This window comes from Bacillus cereus group sp. N12 (assembly GCF_016483575.1).
Taxonomy (GTDB): Bacteria; Bacillota; Bacilli; order Bacillales; family Bacillaceae_G; genus Bacillus_A; species Bacillus_A toyonensis.
Map to the genome: position 1 here is coordinate 1 of NZ_JAEHBO010000084.1, position 21,200 is coordinate 21,200.

The window sequence follows — 21,200 nt, forward strand, 5'->3', positions numbered from 1 at the left end:
GAATACAGGGAAGACATCATTATTTAATGCACTTACTGGTTCTTATGAATATGTAGGAAACTGGAGCGGTGTAACAGTAGAAAAGAAGGTTGGTAAATTAAAAGATAAGCAAGGCACATTGATTGATTTACCAGGCGTTTATGATTTAAATCCAGTTTCACGTGATGAAGGTGTTGTAACAAACTTTCTATTAACAGAAGAATTTAATCATATGTTAAATATCGTAGATTCCTCGCAGTTTGAACGAAATATGCATTTAACGTTGCAGTTGCTCGAATTTGGCAAGCCAGTTTCAATCGGTTTAAATATGGTTGATGTGGCGAAGCAAAGAGGAATTGTGATCGATGTAAAACGATTATCAGAACTATTAGGTGTAACAGTCGTTCCTGTCGTTGCAAGAAGTGGAAAAGGCTGTGAAGAACTACTTGCGACTCTTAAAGAAAATGACAAAAACGAGAAAAAGCCATTCCTTATTTCATATGGTGTACAAATGGATAAAGGAATCGGAGAAGTAATAGCTCTTTTAGAGACAGCAAATTATGAGCATCCGAGATGGTTAGCACTTCAATTTTTAAGCAATAACGAAGTAGTAGAAAAAGAAATGAAAGCATTACCAATTTATAAGGAACTCATAGCCATTCGATCTCGCTTAGAAGGAAAACTTGATTGTACGTTAGAAGAGCACATTTACAAAACTCGTGAAGCGTATATTGAAAAGTTAAAAACAAATGTTATGAAGCATGAGAAAGAAGGGGAAATTCCTTTTTCAGAAAAAATTGATAGATTAATTACACATAAAATTTTAGGACTTCCAATCTTTTTAGCAGTTATGTTTTTTATTTTTCAGGTTACGTTTACTTGGATTGGTACACCTTTATCGGATATGTTAGATGAGTTTTTTGGTGGGCAGCTTACGGATTGGGTGACGGCTGGACTTACAAGTATTGGAGCTTCTGATTTTATTCAAGCACTCGTTACAGAAGGTATTATTGCCGGTGTTGGTGCTGTGTTAGTATTCGTTCCACAAATCTTTGCACTATTCTTTTTCATTTCATTATTAGAAGACTCAGGATATATGGCGCGAATTGCAGTTGTAATGGATAGAATTATGGAGTTCTTCGGCTTAAACGGTAAAGCTTTTATTCCGATGATTATCGGTTTTGGCTGTAACGTTCCAGGTATTATGGCAGCGAGAACGATTGAACAGGAGAAAGAGCGTTTACTTACAATTTTAGTAACACCATTTATGTCTTGTTCAGCACGTTTACCTGTATATGCATTATTTGCGGGAGTGTTCTTCCCTCATAGTCAGGCAACTGTTGTGTTCTCTTTATACGTTGCAGGGATTGTCCTTGCGTTATTAGTTACAAAAATAATGTCTCTTACTATTTTAAAAGCGGAAAAATCTATTTTCGTCATTGAACTACCGCCTTACCGCGTGCCACAAGCGAAAACGTTATGGCTTAGCACATGGGAAAAAGGGAAAGGGTTTGTTCGTAAAGCTGGTACATTCATCTTTGGTGGTTCGGTTGTCATTTGGCTATTAAATTATGCAGGTCCATCAGGATTTGGTGTTGATATGGGAGACAGTTACTTAGCGATGATTGGTGGATTTATCGCACCGCTATTTGCACCGCTAGGCTTTGGAACGTGGCAAGCTGCAGCATCCCTTTTAACAGGATTTTTAGCGAAAGAAGTTGTCGTTTCTACAATGGCGATTATTTATGCGGTTAAAGAAGATGTGCTTGGAAACGTAATGGGAGCACATTATACAGCATTATCAGCGTATGCATTTATGTTCTTTATTTTATTATACGTTCCATGCTTAGCGACAGTAGCTGTTATTAAACGTGAAACGGGATCAGCGAAATGGACGATTTTCTCAGTCGTTTATCCGCTCGTAGTTGCTTATGTATTAACGCTTATTATATACCAAGTTGGATCTTTACTCGGATTCTAAAAGGAGATGTATGATGATGGTCAATATTATAATTGGAGCTATCATTTTTGGTTATGCAGCATATACGTTAGTTAATTTCGCAAAGCGAAGTAAAAAAGGAAAATGCGCAGCATGTTCTTTAAATAAGTCATGCCAGTCGCAAACCTGTAGTCCGGATATGGAGCAAATTGCTCACAAGTAGAAAAAAAGCTTTGCGAATCTCGCAAAGCTTTTTTCTTACTTTTTAATTTTTACAAGTTGTGATGTTTCTACACCATTTTTGCCAGGGAATTCTTTACTCGGGTCCTTATCAAATTTTAATACACCCACCGATTTTTCTTCACCTTTTACATTGTTGTAAGTTGCATCATCAACAATCGCGAACATATCTGCGTATGCACGGCCACTTCCGATAATTGTGTTGCCTTCATATTTTAATTTCGCGCCATCAATTGTAGCATTTTCAATTTTGTTTTTTGAGAATAATACACCTTGTTCTGTTGTTACAGCTGGTAATTTATCAAGTGGTTTCGTGTCGTCTTTTGCATCCACTTTGCTAAGTAACTCTTTCTTCACTAATTCTTCACCAGTTTTTTTATCCATTACAAGAACTTTTTTATCTTCTAACGTTGTAAGTTTCATTTTATAGAAGTCTTTTTCTTTCACTTCTTTTTTGTTTTTATCTGCAATTTGTGTTACTTGCTCTTCTGATCCGTACAATACAAAGCCGTTTGCCTTTTCTCCTAATAAAGAACAACCTGATAATGCTCCGAATGAAATTGCTGCTGCTAATCCGATTCCTACTAATTTTTTCATGATGATTTCTCCTTGTCATATGTTTTATAGTAAATACAGTTTTTGTATTAGTTCTTACAGTTTGAGAAGCTTGTTTGTTGCTTCTGGTATTAGTGTATAAGAAATATCGGAACGTAACTATCGAGTTAGCTTACAGTAACATTACAATAATGTAATTTAGTGAAAGTAAATAAAAATAAGTCAATTTTAGAGGGTTTTAATGAGAATATATTAGGAAAACAATATTATATCTGGAATGTCATATTATATTGGCTATATTTTGGAAATAACATGTAAGGACATATTAGTTTTGTTATAATAAACACATAGGCTGTAAAATGAATATTCTTTACTGTAAAGGAAGATTTTTCAGTTTTCCAAGTAGTGAATTTGAAATATGAGGTATATCATAGGAGGAATTTGGATGTCTGTATTTAAACGATTAAGAGATTTAACAATGTCGAATGTGTATTCAATGATTGAAAAAGCGGAAGATCCAGTTAAGATGACGGATCAATATTTACGCGATATGCAAGCGGATGTACAAGAAGCTGAGAAGAGTGTAGCAGCTCAAATTGCACTTGAGAAAAAGTTCAAAATATTATTTGAAGAGCAAGAAGCACTTGTGAAAAAACGTGAAGAGCAAGCTCATATGGCTGTTCAAGCTAGTAACTTAGATCTTGCGCGCCGTGCACTAGAAGAAAAACAAAATGCAGAGCAAAAAATGAATGAGTATAAAGCAAGCTATGAGCAAAATAAAGCAGCTGCTGATAATCTTCGTGCAAAGTTAGAAGAAATGCGTAAGCAATTAACAGAGCTGAAAAATAAACGTGAAACACTTGTAGCACGTGTAAATGCAGCGAAAGCACAAAAGAATATTAATCAGGCGATGTCTGGGTTTGATTCAAATTCAGCAAAAGCTGGTTTAAGCCGTATGGAAGAGAAAGCTCTTCAATTAGAAGCTGAAGCAGAAGCAAGCGGTGAAGTTTACAAAAAAGAAAAGTCATTAGATGATGAATTCGCAAGCTTAAACAAAAATTCTGCTGTTGACGATGAATTAGCTCGTATTATGAAGCAGTATGAGAAATAATATAGAATAGAGACAAATGAACCGACATGTCTAAACAAATTCATGTCGGTTTTCTATTCCCCGCTATTTGTCGGCAGTGAGACTCCCGCCTCAACATTTCGTGAAAGCAAGAAGGTTGGTGGGAGCTAATAATCAGTAGGGGATGGAAAACGCCCGACTGATTAAAGTTTCATTTTATATTTAGAGGAGGTTTTGCAATGACATGGATGAATGTAGTAGCCATGCTCGTATGGACTGGAGCGAGTGCAGTACTTTTATTTGCAATTATGTGGGTTGATTCAATTTTTACAAAATACAATGATTTAAAAGAAATAAAAAATGGGAATACAGCTGTAACAACTCGTTTTGTCATGAAATTATTCGCACAAGGTTACATTTTATCTCAATCAATAACGAAAGCAAATGACTTATGGCAAGCACTACTTGCTTCAGCGGTTTCTTTCGTTATTTTATTAGTGGTAGAAATGTTTATTGAATTTGTGCTAAAGAAAATGTCTGGTTTAGATTTAGAAGAAGGTACGAAAGAAGGCAGCGTTGCGCATGCGATGTTAGCTGGATCCTTACATATTGTTGGTGCACTTATTTTAGGGGCTTGTTTATAAAGAGAAAAGGAGGGGTAGATTGTGAGCTTATTTAAACGAATTAAAAATATAATGAAAAGTCCAGAGCCGCTGAAGCCGGAAAAGAGTCTTTTAACGTTAGCTCCTGGCGATATGATTGAAGTTTCATTAGTTATGTACGAATTAACTGGAAAAACGAGCATGCATTCTCGTAAGGAAATTGTTTTAACACTGCAAGATGGGAAAGATATTCGTTATTTGAAAATTGAAGATCGTGAAAATACGTATTATAAATTATATACACCAATTGATGGTCGTTTAGATTCAATTGATGAAGTCCCGACGACAATTGAAATGGATGATACTGAGTATCATATGGAAGAGCAATATAACGGACGTGTTGTTGTAATGGGGAAAACACCATTCGCTGCTTCAGAAGAACAGTACGTATGGGAATTTCAATCTGATAACCGAAAATTATTACGTATTGAATGGCAAAATGGTCGCACAATGATGTATGAGGGAGAAGCAATCATTCCTGCTGATGTACAAATTATAAGAGCAACGTAAGGGGGCGTAATCATGTCAAACCGATTGTTTACCATGATTAAATCGTTCGTGATCCCTATACTTGCTATCGTTATTTTACTTGTTGTTGCCGGTTATGCTTTATCAGGCTGTCAAGGCGGGCAGACGAAGTCGATTCAAGACCGTTATCCACTCGAGTCTGTTGCAAAGGAAGGTAAACAAGAATCTTACGTGTATAGGGCCGCCAATCGGTCTGTTCCTGAAGTAGCAAAGGAACTCACTAATGAAAGAGAACCGAAGCAAGCATCTAAAGAAGACGAAAATCAAATGTTCCTCGTTTATTCTGATAAGATTTATAATCTGCAAAAGGATAAAGAGAAACCGTCTGATACGTTAATTGAAATAAGTAATAAAGAGTTTGTCCGTCAAAATTACCAACCATCCTTCTTGCAAGGGTATATTATGGGGAGTATATTAAACGATATATTCGGTTCAAAAAAATCATCATCTGGTGATTATCGAGGATATAATGACAGACAAAATCATAAACCAGTTATTCCGGAAAGGCCACCTACGAAAGAAGAAAAGAAAACCCCGCCTCCAATTACGAAGGAGGGGAAAGGATCTATCATTAAGCGAGGCGATAATGTAGATTCGAAGTCATCAGTAGGTGATAAGGGAAGTATTACTGAAAAAGGAAATAATACGACGCCTCCACCTTCTACCGGAAGCAAAGGGAAAATTACAAAAACACCAGGTGGTTCAAGCGGATCAGATGTGAAGCCGAAATCATCTATTAAAACCCCGCCAAGGAATACATCTCCTCCGAAAACGAGGGTCGGTGGTTCTGGGAAAATTACGAAGAGAAGATAGTATAGAGACCGAAAAGTGTAAATTGCTTTTTGGTCTTTTTTATGTCGTGGAAATTAATTCCTTTCAGGTGGTACGATTTAGGCATAAGGGGGGAAAGTAAAAATATATCAGCGCTTATTGGAATATATCGACTTACCGACAAAAATTGACAACGATAGCAACTTAATAATAAAACGAGGCTGTGCCAAAATGTTGGCACAGCCTCGTTTTTCATAACGATTAATGAATATCACGTTTCTTGAAATTACCGCCTTTTACTTCTGCTACGTCATAAACTGTAATAAAGGCATTTGGATCGATTTCATTAATAAGATCTTTCATTTTACTTTCTTCTAAACGGTTAATTACACAAGAAATTTCTTTGAATTTCTCTCTTGAATAACCACCGTATACTTCGTTATACGTTGCGCTTCGGCCTAAACGATCGCGAATTGTTTCTACCATTAATTCAGGCTCTTTTGTGATAATTTTAAATGTTTTCGAACCACTTAAACCAACTTCAACGATATGAATCACTTTCGAAGCAATAAAGTAAGCAATTGCCGAAAGAATAGCTCCTTGAAGACCGAATACTGTTGATACGAAAATAAACACGAACATGTTTAAGAATAAAATAAGGTCACTCGTTCCAAAAGGTAACTTGCGAGAAAGTAATACAGCTAGCATATCGATTCCATCTAATGCTCCGCCGTTACGTAATGCTAGTCCCATACCAAAACCGATAATAATACCACCAACAACTGTAACTAATAATGTATCGCCCTCAATAATAGTTGGTATTCCGTGCATGACAACGGTACCTATTGCTAATGAAGCAATCCCTATAATGGAATAAATTGCAAAGCTTTTACCGATTTGCTTATATCCTAACCAAACGAAAGGAATGTTAATAACTGCGATTAGAGCCCCTAATGGCAATCCAAATAATCTTGAACTAACGATACTTAAACCAGTTACACCACCGTCGGATACGTTATTTGGAATTAAGACAGCTTCTAATCCGTACGCTGTAATAAATGCCCCAATAATAATCATCAAAGCTTTTGAAGCGATTTTTAGCTTATTGGGCTTGTTTTTGATAGTTTTCTCCATATAATTTCCTCGTTTCAAACTAGTTTCTTGTTTGTTACATCATTCACACCTAAATTTCATTTTAACATTTAATTTGAAAAAATTCTCCTTTAATGGATGTATGGAGGGAATATTATCGCCATATTATCTTTAAAATATTTTTGAAATGAGTATAAGAAATCCCATCCTTTCAAAGGATGGGATGCTATTAAGAAAATATAAAGCTAAGTACTGACACGAATAAAGCGAATCCTAAAATAGCTCCGCAAAACTTCATATGACGTTTACGTCCCATTACGACAATCGCAACATATTCACGAATCATTGCATTAGGCCAGTAATAAAATGCGGTTTTTGATCCAATTCCTTGGCTATTCAGGCCAGCTTGTCTTGCATATATACCAGCGCGGAAAAGGTGGAAATTATTCGTTGTAAAAATACTTCTATACTTACCTTCAGGTTTTAAAGAATCCATAATTTCTTTAGAGAACGACATATTTTGATATGTGTTTACAGAACGATTTTCTTGCACTGTATGTTCAAGAGGAATTCCTTTTTCAACCGCATAATTTTGCATCGCTTCTGCTTCAGGAAGCCCTTCATCTGGACCTTGTCCACCAGAGAAAATAATTGTTGGTGGTGTATTCACAGCTGCTTGTTTCCAATAAAAGTCGATAGCTTTATTAATGCGGCTTGCAAGTAAAGGTGGTACTTTATCATTAATTAAGCCACTACCGAGAACGATGATGAAATCTTGATTACGTCTTGGTCTGTTGAATTGGTATAGAAAATAAGCACTTAAAAAGTTAGATAAGTGTATAAAGAAATATACGCTTATAAGAGAAATACCTGCAAAAATAGGCTCTAAATGTGATGAGACCAAACTTGCTGGATTTATAATAGGGAGTAACATAAAGAATAACATCCCTAATGCAGCAAGGAGCGTTAAACAGTTAGTGAACCGTCTTCCTTCTCGCTTCATTAAAATTCTTGCATTAAGAAATAATCCAAACATTAAAGCGATAATACCGAAAGGAAGCATAATGAGGAGGGCTAAAAAAGGTAAAAATATAATGTAACGCAAGACAGCACTATCTGAGTTCAAAGATGCGATTACGCAAAAAAGAAGGAAAAAACAGATAAAGGCATTAAATAAAAAGCCGTTTATGATTTTTCGCGGATCTTTTAAATAAGAGATAAGAAAAATAATAAACAATATAAGAGGAATAATTCCAAAATACAGCATAAATATAGTACACCTCAACTTGTATAAGAATTTGACATATCTTTTATATTACATGATTTCATAAGTGAAAATGAAAGAAAAAGGATTTTGAATTTTCTCAATAAATTATATAGATACATATGTTAAAATGTATGTAAGGCGATATATTAAAAGTAAAATGGTTGAAGGGGCACTCGGTAGAGTGTCTTTTCTTTTTTGTATGTAATTGTGCATATTATATTTATTTTCAAATGAAGAGGATTAAAATATAAGTTGTAGACAGACTTTATAAAGCAGAATTTTGTACAAGCATTTCCCTCTACTTTTTGTATCTAACAATCGTATAACAATAAAGTGAAACTTTAATCAGTAGGGAATTCATCCTCAGCTGATTATTAGTTGAACCAATCGGGCATTTACAGGCAGTTGATCCCCCACCTAACTTTTTTTCTTTCGCTGAATTTTGAGGTGGGGGTCTTACTGCCCGTTAATGCGGGATAAATAATTCTGTTTTATAGTGTCTGTTTATGAAAAGTGTCTTCTTTGAGGGCACTTTTTGTTGTTTAGTGGAGATGAGTTTTTACTGTTAACATAGTGGAAACTATCTATACTAAACATTAGCAATCTTCCGTATAAATATTATCAATTTACTATATATTCCAGTGGTGTTAAGTTAAATATGAAAGGCTTTCTTTTTCAAAATATTACCCCTAATAAAATTTTGAAGAAGTCAACTGTCTCCAAACTTGCCATTCATGCTTAGAGAAAAAGCACTCATTTTGAGTGCTTTTTCTTATTGAAACATGCTATTTTTATAGGCGATTTTCATAAAATGAAAGTAAGGAAATGAAAGTAGGTGACAATATGCCGGCAGTTGTTGAAGGTGTTATTATTGAAAACTGCAATGGGACGATTAATTTAGGGGATAAATATAACGTGCAACCGATTGAAAAGACGAAAGCTTATAATGGATCGGGATCATCGAACACTGGATTAAATGTGAGAACATTTAGCGGGGTTAGTACAGCAGATGTAAGGGATAATGATGTAAATGACCAAGAGATACAATTTACCTTATAGTGCAATATGTAAAATTGCATAAAATGATGAATTTGCCCTATGATACAATTTAGTTGTGAGCTGTTTGTGATTCTTCTGTATCATAGTTGTTAGATTGAAAGTATAACATCTTATCCTGCTATTTACGGGCAGTAAGACTCCCACCTCACAGATCGGCTTGTGCTGAGTATTTAGGTAGGGAATCAACTGCCCGGAAATGTCCGATTGGTGTGGGCTAATAATCAGTGGGGATGAACAAAATCCCCACTGATTATAGTTTCACTTTATCGAAAATCATACGTAAAAAAGACACTTCAAACGAAGTGTCTTTTTATCTTAGTGATATCCTTTAGCAGAGTCTTTGTGGATTTTATTTTTAAAAATACTGTAGCTCCAAAGTTGATAGCCAATAACAATTGGTACCATAACTATTGCAACGAAGAACATAATTTTTAAGTTTAATTGGCTACCAGCTGCGTTGTATAACGTTGTACTATAGGCGTCGTTAATGCGAGAAGGTAACATTCTTGGGAACATACCTGCAAAGCCAGTTGTCATAAACATTGCGATTGTTAAGCAAACAAATGTAAAGGCGAGGCCGATTTTATGTTTGTACACCATAATAAGTGCGAGTACACTCATTAACATTGCAAGTACTGGAAGAATAAATAGTACCGGATATTCCGTAAAGTTTTGGAATAAGTTTGTGCGATTTGCAGTTGCTACATAGAAGATAGCTAAAATGATAGCAGCTGCCATTGAAAATGGTCTTGCGATTTTATAAGCACGATCGGATACTTCACCAGTCGTTTTAATCATAACCCAAAGAGCACCAGATACGACGAATATAGCAGTGAAGAACAGACCACCTAAAATACCGTAATGGTTTAGTAAGCTAAGTAAATTTCCTTCATAGCCATTTTTTCCGATTTGTAGTCCGTAATATAGGTTAGCGAATGTAACACCGAATAAAAAAGCGATTAGGAAACTACCAATTGTAAATGCCCATTTACAAGTTTTTTGCCAAATTGGTGAATCATCTTTATGCATAAATTCAAGTCCAGCAGCACGAGCAAATAGTGCAAGTAATACTAAAAATAGTGGTGTGTATAGGTAACTAAACATATTTGCATATGTGATTGGAAAGGCAGCAAATGTTGCGCCACCAGCTGTAATTAACCATACTTCATTACCACCCCAAAATGGTCCAATTGCTTCTTGTAATTGATTTCGTTCTTGTCGGTCTTTCGCAACGAATGGGAAAATCATTCCGTTACCGAGTGCGTAGCCATCAAGAATGAAGTAAACTGTCCAAATTACGCCCCATAAACCGAACCAGATGATTGCAAGCATATCATGAGACATGAGCTGTACCTCCTTCAGTAGCAGGCTCTTCTAATGCAGATGGTCCTTTTTTTGCGAACTTCAGCATTAAGTATACGTCTGCAATTAAAAGTAAAGTGTAGAACAATATTAAACTAATTAATGAGAACCAAATTTGTGGAACTGATATAGGTGATACAGATTCTGCTGTACGCATGAGTTTATAAACTGTCCATGGTTGACGACCTACTTCAGCGACAATCCAGCCAGCGTTAATCGCAATGTACGGAAGTAAGACAGACCACATTGTAATTTTTAAATAACGTTTTGAGTTTTCTAGTTTTCCTTTTCGGTTTAAATAGAAGCCGAACCAAGTTAATGCCATAAAGAACATGCCAAGTGCGACCATTAAGCGGAAGCTATAGTACACGAGGTTAACGTTTGGACGATCTTCTTTCGGAATATCTTTTAAACCAACAATTTCTCCATCAAATGAGTTTGTATAGAAGAAACTGCCGAGTTTTGGAATTGTAAGTAGTTCAAAGTTCTTTTCATTTTTTACATCAGGAATTTGAATGATTGAGAAACCTTGTCCTTTTCCAGTTTCCCAAACTGCTTCCATCGCAGCTCCTTTAGCAGGTTGATGTTTAGCTGCCGATACACCAGATTGATGTCCCATAAACGGTGTAATAGTTGCGGCGAATAAGCCTAACATTAAACCAAACTTAAATGATTTTTTGAAGAATTCCACTTCATTTTTACGTAGCAAGTGATAGGCACTAATGGCCATAACGAAGAAAGCACCAACGATATAACAACTAATTACAGTATGGAAGAACATGTTCCAAGCATATGGATTTGTAACAAGTGCCCAGAAATCATTTAATTCAGCGCGGCCGTTACGTACTACATAGCCAACAGGATTTTGCATAAAGCCGTTTGCTGTAATAATCCAAAGTGCGGAAATATTTGTTCCAAGTGCAACCATCCACATACAGAAGGCACGGAACTTTGGTGAAATTTTGTCTTTACCGAATAACCATATTCCCATGAACGTAGATTCTAAGAAGAAGGCAACGAGTGCTTCAATTGCGAGAGGGGATCCGAAAATATCTCCCATATATTTGGAGTACTCAGACCAGTTTGTTCCAAACTGGAATTCCATCGTAATCCCGGTTATAATCCCCATTACGAAGTTAATTGTAAATAATTTACCCCAGAAATTTGCCATTTTGCGGTATGTTGGATTCAATGTGCGGGCGTATTGAGTTTCCATACATGCTACTAAAATAACAAGTCCGATTGTTAAAGGTACAAATAAAAAGTGATAAAAAATAGTAATTGCAAATTGAAAACGACTTAGTAACAGAACGTCGGACATAATAAATATTCACTCCTTTTTTACATTATCTACAATCAGTTTATAGTGAAAATACGTTTAAAGTATGTGAGACTTGTTACAAAGGTGTGTGTATATTTTGAAAGAATTATGTCGGTTATCTGAAAATATCTCATTTTTACTATAAAGCAATATCCTTTTTGAGTTTTTCAAATTTTGGTACACTACATATGTAATGTAAATGAGAGAAAAGAGGGTTCTGTACTATGAAGTCATTAGAAGAGATTTTACAATACAATGAAAAATTTGTTGAAGAGAAAAAATACGAAGAGTATGAAACAGGAAAATTTCCAAATAAAAAAATGGTAATTATCTCTTGTATGGATACTCGTCTTGTTGAATTATTACCGAAAGCGATGAATATGCGTAACGGTGATGTGAAAATTATTAAAGTAGCAGGCGCTGTTATTTCCCATCCATTCGGAAGTATTATGCGTAGTATTTTAGTTGCTGTATATGAACTTGGTGCCGATGAAGTTTGTGTAGTTGGTCATCATGATTGTGGTATGGCAAAAATTCAAGCAAGCAGTACAATTGAGAAGATGAAAGAGCGCGGTATAACAAATGAGAAATTAGATACACTTCGTTATTCTGGAATCGATTTAGAAAGATTCCTACAAGGGTTCTCTAGTGTAGAAGAAAGTGTAGAACATAGTGTATCAATACTTCGCAACCATCCATTACTTCCAGAAGAAGTACCTGTTCATGGTCTTGTTATAGATCCTGATACAGGAAAATTAGATTTAGTTGTGAATGGTTACGACAATTAAGAATTTACTTTGTCATCCTTTTTATCTGGGACAGGATCAAATCCTCCCGGATGGAAAGGGTGACATTTTAATATACGCGTACAAGTAAGCCAAAAGCCTTTGAGTGCGCCATGTTTTTGAAACGCCTCTAATCCGTAATGAGAACAAGTCGGATAAAAGCGGCACGTTGGCGGCGTCACCGGAGAAATGAATTTTTGATAAAAGCGTATAATTCCAATGAAAATCTGTTTCATAATGGTCTCCTTTTCAGCATATTCTTAAAGTATTATAGCACGACTGTACATAATACTTTACTAATGTGCATTTCCGTTATATCATATTGGATATAACGGAATTAAATTAAAAGCGGGAGAGATGTTGTATGCCATCAGTAGAAAGCTTTGAATTAGATCATACGATTGTAAAGGCACCTTATGTAAGACATTGCGGAGTTCACAACGTAGGTAGTGACGGTATTGTAAATAAATTCGATATTCGTTTTTGCCAACCGAATAAACAAGCAATGAAACCAGATGTTATTCATACGTTAGAGCATTTATTAGCATTTAATTTACGTAAATATATTGATCGTTATCCGCATTTTGATATTATCGATATTTCACCAATGGGTTGTCAAACAGGATATTATCTTGTTGTAAGCGGAACACCAACAGTTCGTGAAATCATTGATTTATTAGAACTAACATTAAAAGATGCGGTTCAAATTACAGAAATTCCAGCTGCAAACGAAACACAATGTGGCCAAGCGAAGCTTCACGATTTAGAAGGAGCACAACGCTTAATGAACTTCTGGTTAAGCCAAGATAAAGACGAACTTGAAAAAGTATTTGGATAAAGAAAAACTGCCTGTGAAAAGGCAGTTTTTTTATTTGTAAAAGAGAAAAGTAAAGGTTGTATAGAAAAACAACGAGTTTCACTTATGAGCATTTTTAAGAAATGAAAGGCAGTAGGTGATTGGAAATTACATGTTATCTTTAGTGAAAGTAATTCGATATTACAATGAAGAGCATAAGACTAGAAACGAAAAAATGCGAGATACCCATTGATTTTCTTCCGGATTTCAGTTCATTAATTCCTAGAAGAATAAAGAAACAACTGAGAGCAAATTGCATGTATGGGAGAAGTGTGAAGTTGTCGGTAGCAAGAGAATAAGTGCAAAGAGAGAGTGTGAGAAGCATGAAAAAATAGCGTAATCCAGTTAGCATTGTATACCTCCTTTAAAGAGACTATTTATCGAAATATTTCTGAGAAGCCAAGAAATAAAGCACTAGCTCCTGCTAACAGAGCAAGTATACTACCACCTTTTTGCTGTTTTAAGATTTCCTCTATACTAATAGCGAAAGCCATCATCCCTAAAAAGATGAACATATAAGGCATAATTTCTCTATTACTAGTAAAGAAACTATAGATTGCTATACATAAAGCAATAAGTGAAAAAGTAATTCGCAATCCTTTTAGCATACATGTATCCCCTTTATTTTATATAGCTAATGATAAGAACAATCCAAATGAAAGCACCGGCAACAATACAAATGAATCCTGTTCCTGAATCCTTCTTTTTTATTTGTTCCATTGCAATGAGGAACATGAGAGCTCCTAATAAAAATTGTGAAAGTGGTAGAAAGTTATTTTGACCTGTATAGAGCCCGATTATCGACATTATGATCACAGTGAGTGCGATTGCAATGCGAAGTACACGAAGCATATTATGAATCCTCCTTATTATTTTTTGTAAAAGGATTATCTTCTGGTTTATCAACGGAATGTTTGTATGCATAGCCTTTATTAATCGTCATGACGGAGAGTACTAGTATGACTAGGACGATTATGATACCGATAATTAATATTTTGAACATGAAATCCCTCCTTTTCTTTATTTTACATAATTTTGTAATTGATGAAAACAATAGAAACTAAAAGGATGAAAGAAGGGTGTTACATGGAGAAGAAAAAAACATATTATATATCAATAGGTAATGGTCAAATTTCACAAGTGAAGACGGCAGATACGTACAATTTTGAAGTTTACGCAAATGATGAGGAAATTACGGAGTTAAGAGCGTACTTTGATCAAGCATATGTAGAGGATTTAGGTTCATTTGTACGGTCTCACGTTCCATTTGTTGAATATCATCACGATTCAAATAATGATCGATATGATGAACAACTACAAAAAGCATATAAAATGATTTACGAATTAGGAAATCATGAGACGAAAGAATTAGTCGCACAAATGGGAATAATCAATGGATTGTAATTGGATAATATTATGCAGAAAAGCGAGAATATGCTACAATTTGTGGTAGGAAAAACTTGTAACCATCAATAGGGGAGTAATGGCATGTACAAATTTAAAGATTATTACCACAACACTGTACAATTATCGTTTGAACGTTATCCATTTTCTCCTGAGCCAAAGCATGTTTGGGTTGTATGCCGGTACGGGGATCAATGGTTATTAACGCATCATTTACGTCGCGGTCTTGAATTTCCAGGTGGTAAAGTAGAACTAGGGGAAACACCGGAAGAAGCGGCGGTTCGAGAAGTTCATGAAGAAACCGGCGGCATAGTTTCGGATTTAACTTACTTAGGACAATATAAAGTATCTGGAAAAGACAAAATAATCATTAAAAACATTTATTTTGCAACAATTAGTGCGGTAGAAGAACATACGCATTACGAAGAAACGAAAGGGTCTGTTTTATTAAAAGACATTCCTGATAACATTAAAACTGATAGAAAATTTAGCTTTATTATGCGCGACGATGTATTAGCGCGTACGATGAAACATATAGAAGAAATCGGCTGTTTTACGAAGTAAAATGGCCGGTTTCTTTTTTTGTTCGAGAATGTAAATATATCTTTGCATAATTTGGGTATATTATACAATTTTGTAAAGGTGTATTTACATTTTAGGAGGAGAAGATGGATAAAAGAAAAGAAACGACTGTTACTGTTTCGATGGTTAAATTAAATATCTATTCATTTTTTATAATATTCGCTCTAGCGATTGGAATTAGTTTTTTACATGCGCTTTTTTCAGGCGGGTTTCAAGTTGAAATTACATTGCCCGTTATGTTTCTTTTAATTATTGGAATGATTGTTCTCATTTGTATTCATGAAGCGATACATTTAATAGGGTTTCGTTATATCAGAGGTGTTCCGTGGAGTGAACTAACATGGGGTGTCAATTGGAAATTAGGTGTAGCATATGCTCATTCTAAACAGGTGATTACAGTAAAGCAAATGAAGAAAGTTTTAATGTTGCCATTTTTACCGACTGGAATTTTACCAATTGTATTAGGATTAGCCATGAATCTGGAGCCACTTTCATTTTTAGGTGTTCTACTAACAGCAAGTTGTATTGGTGACATTGCTGTATATCAAAAAGTTTCAAAGTTTCCAGATGATGCACTAGTAAAAGATCATCCGAGTAAACCGCAGTTTACAGTTTATGAACAATAAAGGAAGAGGAGGCGTTTTTAAATAACGGCATCCTCTTTTTGGCGGTAAATCGCTTATATAATTTATTTACTATTATCTTGTTTTTATCTCTACCTCTAAAAATGAAAGAACATCTAATAAATCATCTATCACACGTGAATGCTCGAAGTCACCCCAAAATAAATCTCTCTTCCAAACGCCAAGAATTCCTACTTGTTCAGAACCGAGCGCGTCGTTTTCTGGATGATCTCCAACGTAAAGACATTCTTCGGCTTTTACATTCAGCTTTTGTAAAGCACGTTCGAAAATTTCAGGATGAGGTTTTTTGATTCCTTCCGCTTCTGAAACGAGAATTGTATTTGTATACGTATGTATGTTTAATGCTCGAAGATTGCTCATTTGAAATTCAGTAAAGCCGTTTGTAATTATACCAATTTTAATGTTTCGCTGTTTTAATTGTTGAAGTAGTTCATGCATGTTTGGGAAAGGAATACAATGATGTCGGAAGTTTGTAATGTAGTCGTGCAACAGTTGCTCTGGCGTTAAAGTGGTAATGTTGTATTCGCAAAGGAGAGTGGAATATACCTTATCTTTCCACGTGTAACCATTATTATCGAGCTCGAGAAAACGAGAGCAATACTCGAATTTTTCTATGTTTATCAAATGAAAGGTGAAACGATTATATTGATCACGAATAAATTGCTCTAGAGATTGGCGACGATCTAATAGTGTTCCATCTAAGTCAAATAAGACTGCTCGAATCATGGGAAACCTCCATACAGTTTTTATAATTAATTATCGCATATTCGTTAAAAAATGATTATGATATTTTTGTAGAATGGAATAATGGAGGGGCGTATGAAAAAACTGTATGGCAAGTTAGTGTGTTTTATGATTTCAACGGGCTTAGTAGCTGGATGTGATATGTCGGAGCAAACTTCAAAAAGAGAGAAAAAAGATGTGTGCAAAACGACAGAAGAATGTGCACAAATAGGTGATAAGACGCTTCAAAAAGTATATAAAAAAATAGATGGACTTTCAGAACTTGAAGTACTAGAGGATTATGTTTTAGAAGGAAATTCAAGTAATGATATGAAAGAAGCGGAAATGAAAAAAGAGGATGATGAAAATTATTTCTTTTTAGCTTCTTATTATATTGATGGTGATGAAATTGTAGATCCGTATTTCGATAAACTAGATCGGAAACGATTGAATAAGGCGTTCGCAGAAGATAAAGAAGCGAAAGAAGAGATACTAAAACAACGTCAAGATAAAGCGTATCATCAATCATTATGGGAGATGTATAGCACTCTTATTCCAGCTAAGTATCGCACTGACATAAAAGAGTTTGACATGGTAACAGATGGTTACGATGGAATTGTCGCCCACGTTATGCCGAATGTAGAGTATCCGAAAGAGTGGACCCTTAGTTTAGATACGCTTGATTCTGCAGTAAATATTGATCAAGTGATGAAAACATTAATACATGAGACAGCACACGTATTAACACTCGGGCATAAACAAATATCAGTAAATGAAAAATACTTAAAGGCTTTTGAAGAAGAAAAAGATATTTCATCATACCAAAATAAATGTAAATCTCTTTTCTTGCAAGAAGGATGTGCGAAGGAGAGCTCTTATATAAATCAATTCCACAATTTGTTCTGGAAACCAATTGAGCAGGAGTGGACAGAAAAGAAAGTGGAAGAAAGCGAAGAAGCTCAAATTGAATTTTTTAAAGAGAAACAAAATGAGTTTGTTTCTCTTTACGGGACGACAAATGTAGCAGAAGACATTTCAGATACATTTACAGCGTTTATTTTACAAGATTCAAAAAAGGTGAAAGAAGGAACGGAGTTAAAATATAAAAAAATTGCGTTTTTCTATCAGTTCCCTGAGCTTGTAAAAATGAGAGCGGAAGTGTTAGCTGGATTATATGATGTTTCGAAAACGATAGAGTAACCAATTGAACATGAATGGGAGCTATGTATCCGATATATTTTAGCCAAGAGAAAACGTGAAGAATTTTAGTTCTTTACGTTTTTTATGTTGAGAAAGTTGAAAATTCTGTCTTTTTTAAAAAAGAAGAAGGAACTAGTGCTATAAAAGAGAATTAGTATAAAAATGTCACAATTTAGACACAATTATAATGCGCGTGTTGTAGGGACTATAAGTTTACTCTCGAGGAGGTAATGAAACGTATGAAAACGATTCTTGCTGTTGCTGGTCTCATTTGGGTAATGTCTCACGGTTTTCCGATTTTTGAAGGGGAGCAAATTCGTAGTGCACTAAATAAAAAGTTCAACGATTATCATGTAATAGATCGAAAAGATAATGTCGTTACAGTACGTGTGAAAGACTGTTTCCATACAGTTACGGTTGCCGATGGAAATGTTACAAATGAAACAAAAATGTGTGATAAAAGGTAAAAGAAAGAAGCTGACTCTAGCATATCGTTTTGAGTCAGCTTCTTTTTCGTTTTCCGATTAGAAGTTTTTCAAATGCTTCTACAAATACATACATCAGTGTTGCGAGAACACATGTGAGTAGCACACTCAGTAAGACGAGTGTGAAGTTAAAGACTTGGAATCCATAGCTAATTAAGTAGCCAAGCCCTTGTTTAGAAACGAGAAGCTCACCGAAAATAACACCGACCCATGATAATCCAACGTTCACTTTTAGCGTTGAAATAATTGCAGGGAACGATGAGGGGAGTATAACTTGCTTATAGCATTGCCATTTATTTGCGCCAAATGTGTCCATTACTTTTATATAGTTAGAATCGACTTCTTGAAATGCGCTGTAAATAACGAGAATGGTAATGATGATGGAAATGATTACGCCCATTGCAATAGACGATGAAATATTAGGACCGAAGATTACAATGATAATAGGCCCGAGTGCGACTTTGGGCATTGCATTTAGGACGACGAGATATGGATCAAGAACGCGAGCTAAAAGTGGTATCCACCAAAGGAACGTGGCAATAATAGCGCCGAGTACTGTTCCAAGAATGAAGCCTACTCCTGTTTCAAGTAGTGTCGTCCATATGTGAATCCAAAGCGAACCATCAATCCACTTGCTAAGAAAGAGATCCCAAATACTCGACGGAGAGCTAAAGAGTAAAGGATCAATCCATTCGTTTTTGCTAGCTATTTCCCATAATGCAAAGAAAAGAATGAGCAATAAAAGTTGTAGCGAGCGAGCAATCCATGCACGCCTGCGTTCTTTCTTTCGAAATTGTTCATGTAGCTGTTTTATATTATCCAAGGCGCTCCAGCTCCTTCCATATGTCTTGGAAAAGGGCTGGGAAGTCGTAGTGATGGCGCGATTCTAACGGTGATAAGGAGCGAATACTTTCTGGGACGACGAACGTTTTTGCAATTTTCCCAGGATTCGCTTGTAGTAAATAAATACGATCACTCATCGCAATTGCTTCTTCAATATCATGTGTCACGAGTAAAGATGTTTTTTTAAAGTTACGTAATAATGTGAAGACGAGATCCTCTAGTTTTAACTTTGTTTGATAATCGAGAGCGGAGAATGGTTCATCTAACAATAAAATTTTTGGATCAGTCGCTAATGTTCGAACGAGTGCAGCGCGTTGACGCATACCACCGGACAATTCACGAGGATATTGCTGTTCTACATCATGCAAACCGACTTGTTTTAAAAGCTTTAAAGTATGTTCTTTCGTTCGTTCATCATAAATCTTTCGAATATGAAGTCCAAGCATAATATTTTCTTCAATTGTTTTCCACGGAAACAAGTAATCTTGCTGGAGCATATAACCCATAGATGGACTTTTTGTTGTAATTGGTTCACCATCTAAAAATACGATGCCTTCAATTGGATCAAGTAGACCGGCGATAATCGAGAGAAGCGTTGTTTTCCCGCAACCACTTGGACCGAGTATAGAAATAAATTCTCCTTCTTCCACTTGTAAACTCATATCTTCGAGAATCAGTTTGGCATTCTCTTTTGCGAAAAAGCAGTGAGAAACGTTACGTATTTGTAAAAAACTCATCCACTTCGCCTCTATTTCTTAATAACGCTTTCGGCAATTTTCGTATTGACGAGCGCTTCATGTGGGACTTCTTTTTGTAATTCACCAGCGTCTTTCATAATAGTTTGGAGCTGTTTCCATTCTTCCGCATCTAATAGCGGATTTGTCGCATAAGAATGTTGCTTTTTATACCGTTCAATTACTTTTACTGTAATGTCTTTTGAAGTGTCTTTAAATAACGGAGAAACGGCATTAGCGATCTCTTCGGGACTATGTGTATCAACCCATTGCTGCGCTTTATAGAGCGCACGTGTGAACTTTTCAGCAGCAACTTTATCTTTCTTTAAGAAACTTTCTCTTGCCATGAACGATGTATAAGGAACAGTACCAGATTCATTTCCGAACGAAGCGACGATATAACCTTTACCTTCTTTTTCGAATATACTTGCAGTCGGTTCAAAGAGCTGTACAAATTCTCCCGTACCAGATGCGTAGGCATTTGCAATATTAGCAAACTCGATGTTTTGAATTAAGTTCGTATCTTTGTGAGGATCAATGCCATTTTTCTTTAAAACGTATTCTCCAACCATTTGCGGCATGCCGCCTTTACGCTGACCTAAAAACGTAACACCTTTTACGTCATTCCAATTAAAAGAATCTAGCTTTTTACGTGAAACTAAAAATGTCCCATCTGTTTGTGTAAGCTGTGCGAAGTTAATAACAGGATCTTTTGCTCCTTGTTGATGAACGTAAATAGACGTTTCAGAACCGACAAGAGCAATATCAATTCCACCAGATAATAGGGCGGTCATCGTCTTATCTCCACCAGCTGTTGTTTGTAGGTCAATATTTAGTCCTTCATCTTTAAAAAAACCTTTTCCAATCCCAACATATAACGGTGCATAGAAAAGAGAATGGGTAACTTCGCCGACGCGAATGTTTTGAGTTTGATCTTTTGGCCCTTCTTTTTTACTACTACAAGCAGCAAAAGTGAAAACAGTTAGTAAGATGATGCAAAAAACAGCTATTAATTTTTTCACTATATAACACCTCCTAGAAGTCACTCTACAAGCATGATATGTAGGTAAGTGCCCATATGTGAGTATAGATAGCAGGAA

General features: G+C 35.6%; 27 protein-coding genes. 14 read left to right on the forward strand and 13 right to left on the reverse strand.

All coding sequences use genetic code 11. The annotated features are described in order from the left end of the window. The coding region (gene feoB / locus JDS92_RS25405; protein WP_199632705.1) for a ferrous iron transport protein B at positions 1-1,960 on the forward strand (1,960 nt) is incomplete at its 5' end. Between the two features lie 13 nt (positions 1,961-1,973). After that, positions 1,974-2,141: a FeoB-associated Cys-rich membrane protein gene (locus JDS92_RS25410; RefSeq protein WP_000989587.1), complete on the forward strand. Its 168-nt coding sequence runs from the start codon at positions 1,974-1,976 to the stop codon at positions 2,139-2,141. A gap of 35 nt (positions 2,142-2,176) precedes the next feature. On the opposite strand, the gene JDS92_RS25415 is transcribed toward JDS92_RS25410, so the two are convergent. Then, a complete protein-coding gene (locus tag JDS92_RS25415; protein WP_087970511.1) occupies positions 2,177-2,755 on the reverse strand; it encodes a lipoprotein BA_5634 family protein in 579 nt (192 codons plus the stop codon). Between the two features lie 403 nt (positions 2,756-3,158). On the opposite strand from JDS92_RS25415, the gene JDS92_RS25420 reads away from it, so the two are divergent. The 4 genes from JDS92_RS25420 (at position 3,159) to JDS92_RS25435 (ending at position 5,785) form a co-directional block, all read left to right on the forward strand. Then, positions 3,159-3,824, forward strand: a complete 666-nt coding sequence (locus JDS92_RS25420) for a PspA/IM30 family protein (protein ID WP_000110297.1) — start codon at positions 3,159-3,161, stop codon at positions 3,822-3,824. Positions 3,825-4,021: 197 nt separating this feature from the next. Further along, positions 4,022-4,426 carry a DUF350 domain-containing protein gene (locus JDS92_RS25425; RefSeq protein WP_000220091.1) on the forward strand — a complete coding sequence of 135 codons (405 nt, stop codon included), beginning with the start codon at positions 4,022-4,024 and terminating at the stop codon, positions 4,424-4,426. Between the two features lie 21 nt (positions 4,427-4,447). After that, positions 4,448-4,954, forward strand: coding sequence for a DUF4178 domain-containing protein (locus JDS92_RS25430; RefSeq protein WP_000051741.1), 507 nt, complete (start codon positions 4,448-4,450; stop codon positions 4,952-4,954). Positions 4,955-4,966: 12 nt separating this feature from the next. Continuing rightward, positions 4,967-5,785 carry a DUF4247 domain-containing protein gene (locus tag JDS92_RS25435; protein ID WP_199632706.1) on the forward strand — a complete coding sequence of 273 codons (819 nt, stop codon included), beginning with the start codon at positions 4,967-4,969 and terminating at the stop codon, positions 5,783-5,785. Positions 5,786-6,004: 219 nt separating this feature from the next. Here JDS92_RS25435 and JDS92_RS25440 read toward each other — a convergent pair whose 3' ends face one another. Beyond that, the gene (locus JDS92_RS25440) at positions 6,005-6,877 is read right to left on the reverse strand and encodes a YitT family protein (protein ID WP_000415908.1); all 873 of its coding nucleotides are present in this window, start codon (positions 6,875-6,877) and stop codon (positions 6,005-6,007) included. Between the two features lie 187 nt (positions 6,878-7,064). Then, positions 7,065-8,102, reverse strand: coding sequence for a YdcF family protein (locus JDS92_RS25445; protein ID WP_000965207.1), 1,038 nt, complete (start codon positions 8,100-8,102; stop codon positions 7,065-7,067). A gap of 825 nt (positions 8,103-8,927) precedes the next feature. On the opposite strand from JDS92_RS25445, the gene JDS92_RS25450 reads away from it, so the two are divergent. Further along, a complete protein-coding gene (locus tag JDS92_RS25450) occupies positions 8,928-9,161 on the forward strand; it encodes a spore germination protein (protein WP_142345854.1) in 234 nt (77 codons plus the stop codon). 315 nt (positions 9,162-9,476) lie between these two features. Here JDS92_RS25450 and cydB read toward each other — a convergent pair whose 3' ends face one another. Continuing rightward, positions 9,477-10,505 (reverse strand): cytochrome d ubiquinol oxidase subunit II, encoded by a 1,029-nt coding sequence (gene cydB, locus JDS92_RS25455; protein ID WP_000017645.1) that lies wholly within the window; start codon positions 10,503-10,505, stop codon positions 9,477-9,479. Continuing rightward, positions 10,495-11,844, reverse strand: coding sequence for a cytochrome ubiquinol oxidase subunit I (gene cydA, locus JDS92_RS25460; RefSeq protein WP_098911435.1), 1,350 nt, complete (start codon positions 11,842-11,844; stop codon positions 10,495-10,497). The genes cydB and cydA overlap by 11 nt, the downstream gene beginning before the upstream one ends. Positions 11,845-12,068: 224 nt before the next feature. Here cydA and JDS92_RS25465 point away from each other — a divergent pair, with 224 nt between their 5' ends. Beyond that, entirely contained in the window at positions 12,069-12,632 is a 564-nt protein-coding gene (locus tag JDS92_RS25465) for a beta-class carbonic anhydrase (RefSeq protein ID WP_000838168.1), read from the forward strand. Here the strand turns inward: JDS92_RS25465 and yidD are convergent. Next, positions 12,629-12,865, reverse strand: coding sequence for a membrane protein insertion efficiency factor YidD (yidD, locus tag JDS92_RS25470; protein WP_000809336.1), 237 nt, complete (start codon positions 12,863-12,865; stop codon positions 12,629-12,631). The two genes, JDS92_RS25465 and yidD, sit on opposite strands and share 4 nt — an antisense overlap. Before the next feature lie 128 nt (positions 12,866-12,993). Here yidD and luxS point away from each other — a divergent pair, with 128 nt between their 5' ends. Then, positions 12,994-13,467 carry an S-ribosylhomocysteine lyase LuxS gene (gene luxS / locus JDS92_RS25475; protein ID WP_001141371.1) on the forward strand — a complete coding sequence of 158 codons (474 nt, stop codon included), beginning with the start codon at positions 12,994-12,996 and terminating at the stop codon, positions 13,465-13,467. Between the two features lie 395 nt (positions 13,468-13,862). Here luxS and JDS92_RS25480 read toward each other — a convergent pair whose 3' ends face one another. Genes JDS92_RS25480 through ytzI form a run of 3 tightly spaced genes read right to left on the reverse strand, consistent with a single transcriptional unit; the run spans position 13,863 to position 14,488 of the window. Beyond that, on the reverse strand, positions 13,863-14,093 hold the full coding sequence (locus JDS92_RS25480; protein ID WP_000911974.1) for a DUF3953 domain-containing protein: 231 nt from the start codon (positions 14,091-14,093) through the stop codon (positions 13,863-13,865). A 13-nt stretch (positions 14,094-14,106) separates the two neighbouring features. After that, positions 14,107-14,337: a DUF3953 domain-containing protein gene (locus JDS92_RS25485; RefSeq protein ID WP_000946673.1), complete on the reverse strand. Its 231-nt coding sequence runs from the start codon at positions 14,335-14,337 to the stop codon at positions 14,107-14,109. Between the two features lies 1 nt (position 14,338). After that, a complete protein-coding gene (gene ytzI, locus JDS92_RS25490) occupies positions 14,339-14,488 on the reverse strand; it encodes a YtzI protein (protein WP_000472800.1) in 150 nt (49 codons plus the stop codon). Between the two features lie 83 nt (positions 14,489-14,571). Between ytzI and JDS92_RS25495 the strand changes: the two genes are divergently transcribed. The 3 genes from JDS92_RS25495 (at position 14,572) to JDS92_RS25505 (ending at position 16,097) form a co-directional block, all read left to right on the forward strand. After that, positions 14,572-14,889 carry a hypothetical protein gene (locus JDS92_RS25495; RefSeq protein ID WP_000412304.1) on the forward strand — a complete coding sequence of 106 codons (318 nt, stop codon included), beginning with the start codon at positions 14,572-14,574 and terminating at the stop codon, positions 14,887-14,889. An 84-nt stretch (positions 14,890-14,973) separates the two neighbouring features. After that, complete coding sequence (mutTA, locus tag JDS92_RS25500) at positions 14,974-15,453, forward strand: antimutator 8-oxo-(dGTP/GTP)ase (RefSeq protein ID WP_000276384.1); 480 nt, start codon at positions 14,974-14,976, stop codon at positions 15,451-15,453. Between the two features lie 104 nt (positions 15,454-15,557). Continuing rightward, positions 15,558-16,097, forward strand: a complete 540-nt coding sequence (locus JDS92_RS25505) for a DUF3267 domain-containing protein (RefSeq protein WP_199632707.1) — start codon at positions 15,558-15,560, stop codon at positions 16,095-16,097. Positions 16,098-16,169: 72 nt separating this feature from the next. On the opposite strand, the gene JDS92_RS25510 is transcribed toward JDS92_RS25505, so the two are convergent. Further along, on the reverse strand, positions 16,170-16,841 hold the full coding sequence (locus JDS92_RS25510) for an HAD family hydrolase (RefSeq protein WP_199632708.1): 672 nt from the start codon (positions 16,839-16,841) through the stop codon (positions 16,170-16,172). 93 nt (positions 16,842-16,934) lie between these two features. Between JDS92_RS25510 and JDS92_RS25515 the strand changes: the two genes are divergently transcribed. Both JDS92_RS25515 and JDS92_RS25520 read left to right on the forward strand, forming a co-directional pair. Next, complete coding sequence (locus JDS92_RS25515) at positions 16,935-18,038, forward strand: recombinase family protein (protein WP_199632709.1); 1,104 nt, start codon at positions 16,935-16,937, stop codon at positions 18,036-18,038. Positions 18,039-18,277: 239 nt separating this feature from the next. Further along, entirely contained in the window at positions 18,278-18,505 is a 228-nt protein-coding gene (locus JDS92_RS25520) for a hypothetical protein (protein WP_000849116.1), read from the forward strand. Positions 18,506-18,539: 34 nt separating this feature from the next. Here JDS92_RS25520 and JDS92_RS25525 read toward each other — a convergent pair whose 3' ends face one another. The 3 genes from JDS92_RS25525 to JDS92_RS25535 are packed head-to-tail and all read right to left on the reverse strand — an operon-like array spanning position 18,540 to position 21,122. Beyond that, on the reverse strand, positions 18,540-19,346 hold the full coding sequence (locus JDS92_RS25525; RefSeq protein WP_000368773.1) for an ABC transporter permease: 807 nt from the start codon (positions 19,344-19,346) through the stop codon (positions 18,540-18,542). Further along, positions 19,339-20,103, reverse strand: a complete 765-nt coding sequence (locus JDS92_RS25530) for an ABC transporter ATP-binding protein (RefSeq protein ID WP_000009038.1) — start codon at positions 20,101-20,103, stop codon at positions 19,339-19,341. The genes JDS92_RS25525 and JDS92_RS25530 overlap by 8 nt, the downstream gene beginning before the upstream one ends. Before the next feature lie 11 nt (positions 20,104-20,114). Further along, entirely contained in the window at positions 20,115-21,122 is a 1,008-nt protein-coding gene (locus JDS92_RS25535; RefSeq protein WP_199632710.1) for an ABC transporter substrate-binding protein, read from the reverse strand. Positions 21,123-21,200: the final 78 nt, after the last annotated feature.

Coding starts and splice junctions, on each gene's coding strand:
- JDS92_RS25415 (WP_087970511.1), bottom strand. CDS start 2,755: ATGAAAAAATTAGTAGGAATCGGATTAGCAGCAGCAATTTCATTCGGA.
- JDS92_RS25465 (WP_000838168.1), top strand. CDS start 12,069: ATGAAGTCATTAGAAGAGATTTTACAATACAATGAAAAATTTGTTGAA.
- mutTA (WP_000276384.1), top strand. CDS start 14,974: ATGTACAAATTTAAAGATTATTACCACAACACTGTACAATTATCGTTT.
- cydB (WP_000017645.1), bottom strand. CDS start 10,505: ATGTCTCATGATATGCTTGCAATCATCTGGTTCGGTTTATGGGGCGTA.
- JDS92_RS25410 (WP_000989587.1), top strand. CDS start 1,974: ATGATGGTCAATATTATAATTGGAGCTATCATTTTTGGTTATGCAGCA.
- yidD (WP_000809336.1), bottom strand. CDS start 12,865: ATGAAACAGATTTTCATTGGAATTATACGCTTTTATCAAAAATTCATT.
- JDS92_RS25450 (WP_142345854.1), top strand. CDS start 8,928: ATGAAAGTAGGTGACAATATGCCGGCAGTTGTTGAAGGTGTTATTATT.
- JDS92_RS25530 (WP_000009038.1), bottom strand. CDS start 20,103: ATGAGTTTTTTACAAATACGTAACGTTTCTCACTGCTTTTTCGCAAAA.
- cydA (WP_098911435.1), bottom strand. CDS start 11,844: ATGTCCGACGTTCTGTTACTAAGTCGTTTTCAATTTGCAATTACTATT.
- JDS92_RS25495 (WP_000412304.1), top strand. CDS start 14,572: ATGGAGAAGAAAAAAACATATTATATATCAATAGGTAATGGTCAAATT.
- JDS92_RS25520 (WP_000849116.1), top strand. CDS start 18,278: ATGAAAACGATTCTTGCTGTTGCTGGTCTCATTTGGGTAATGTCTCAC.
- JDS92_RS25480 (WP_000911974.1), bottom strand. CDS start 14,093: ATGCTAAAAGGATTGCGAATTACTTTTTCACTTATTGCTTTATGTATA.
- JDS92_RS25505 (WP_199632707.1), top strand. CDS start 15,558: ATGGATAAAAGAAAAGAAACGACTGTTACTGTTTCGATGGTTAAATTA.
- JDS92_RS25515 (WP_199632709.1), top strand. CDS start 16,935: ATGAAAAAACTGTATGGCAAGTTAGTGTGTTTTATGATTTCAACGGGC.
- JDS92_RS25485 (WP_000946673.1), bottom strand. CDS start 14,337: ATGCTTCGTGTACTTCGCATTGCAATCGCACTCACTGTGATCATAATG.
- luxS (WP_001141371.1), top strand. CDS start 12,994: ATGCCATCAGTAGAAAGCTTTGAATTAGATCATACGATTGTAAAGGCA.
- JDS92_RS25435 (WP_199632706.1), top strand. CDS start 4,967: ATGTCAAACCGATTGTTTACCATGATTAAATCGTTCGTGATCCCTATA.
- JDS92_RS25445 (WP_000965207.1), bottom strand. CDS start 8,102: ATGCTGTATTTTGGAATTATTCCTCTTATATTGTTTATTATTTTTCTT.
- JDS92_RS25420 (WP_000110297.1), top strand. CDS start 3,159: ATGTCTGTATTTAAACGATTAAGAGATTTAACAATGTCGAATGTGTAT.
- JDS92_RS25440 (WP_000415908.1), bottom strand. CDS start 6,877: ATGGAGAAAACTATCAAAAACAAGCCCAATAAGCTAAAAATCGCTTCA.
- ytzI (WP_000472800.1), bottom strand. CDS start 14,488: ATGTTCAAAATATTAATTATCGGTATCATAATCGTCCTAGTCATACTA.
- JDS92_RS25510 (WP_199632708.1), bottom strand. CDS start 16,841: ATGATTCGAGCAGTCTTATTTGACTTAGATGGAACACTATTAGATCGT.
- JDS92_RS25425 (WP_000220091.1), top strand. CDS start 4,022: ATGACATGGATGAATGTAGTAGCCATGCTCGTATGGACTGGAGCGAGT.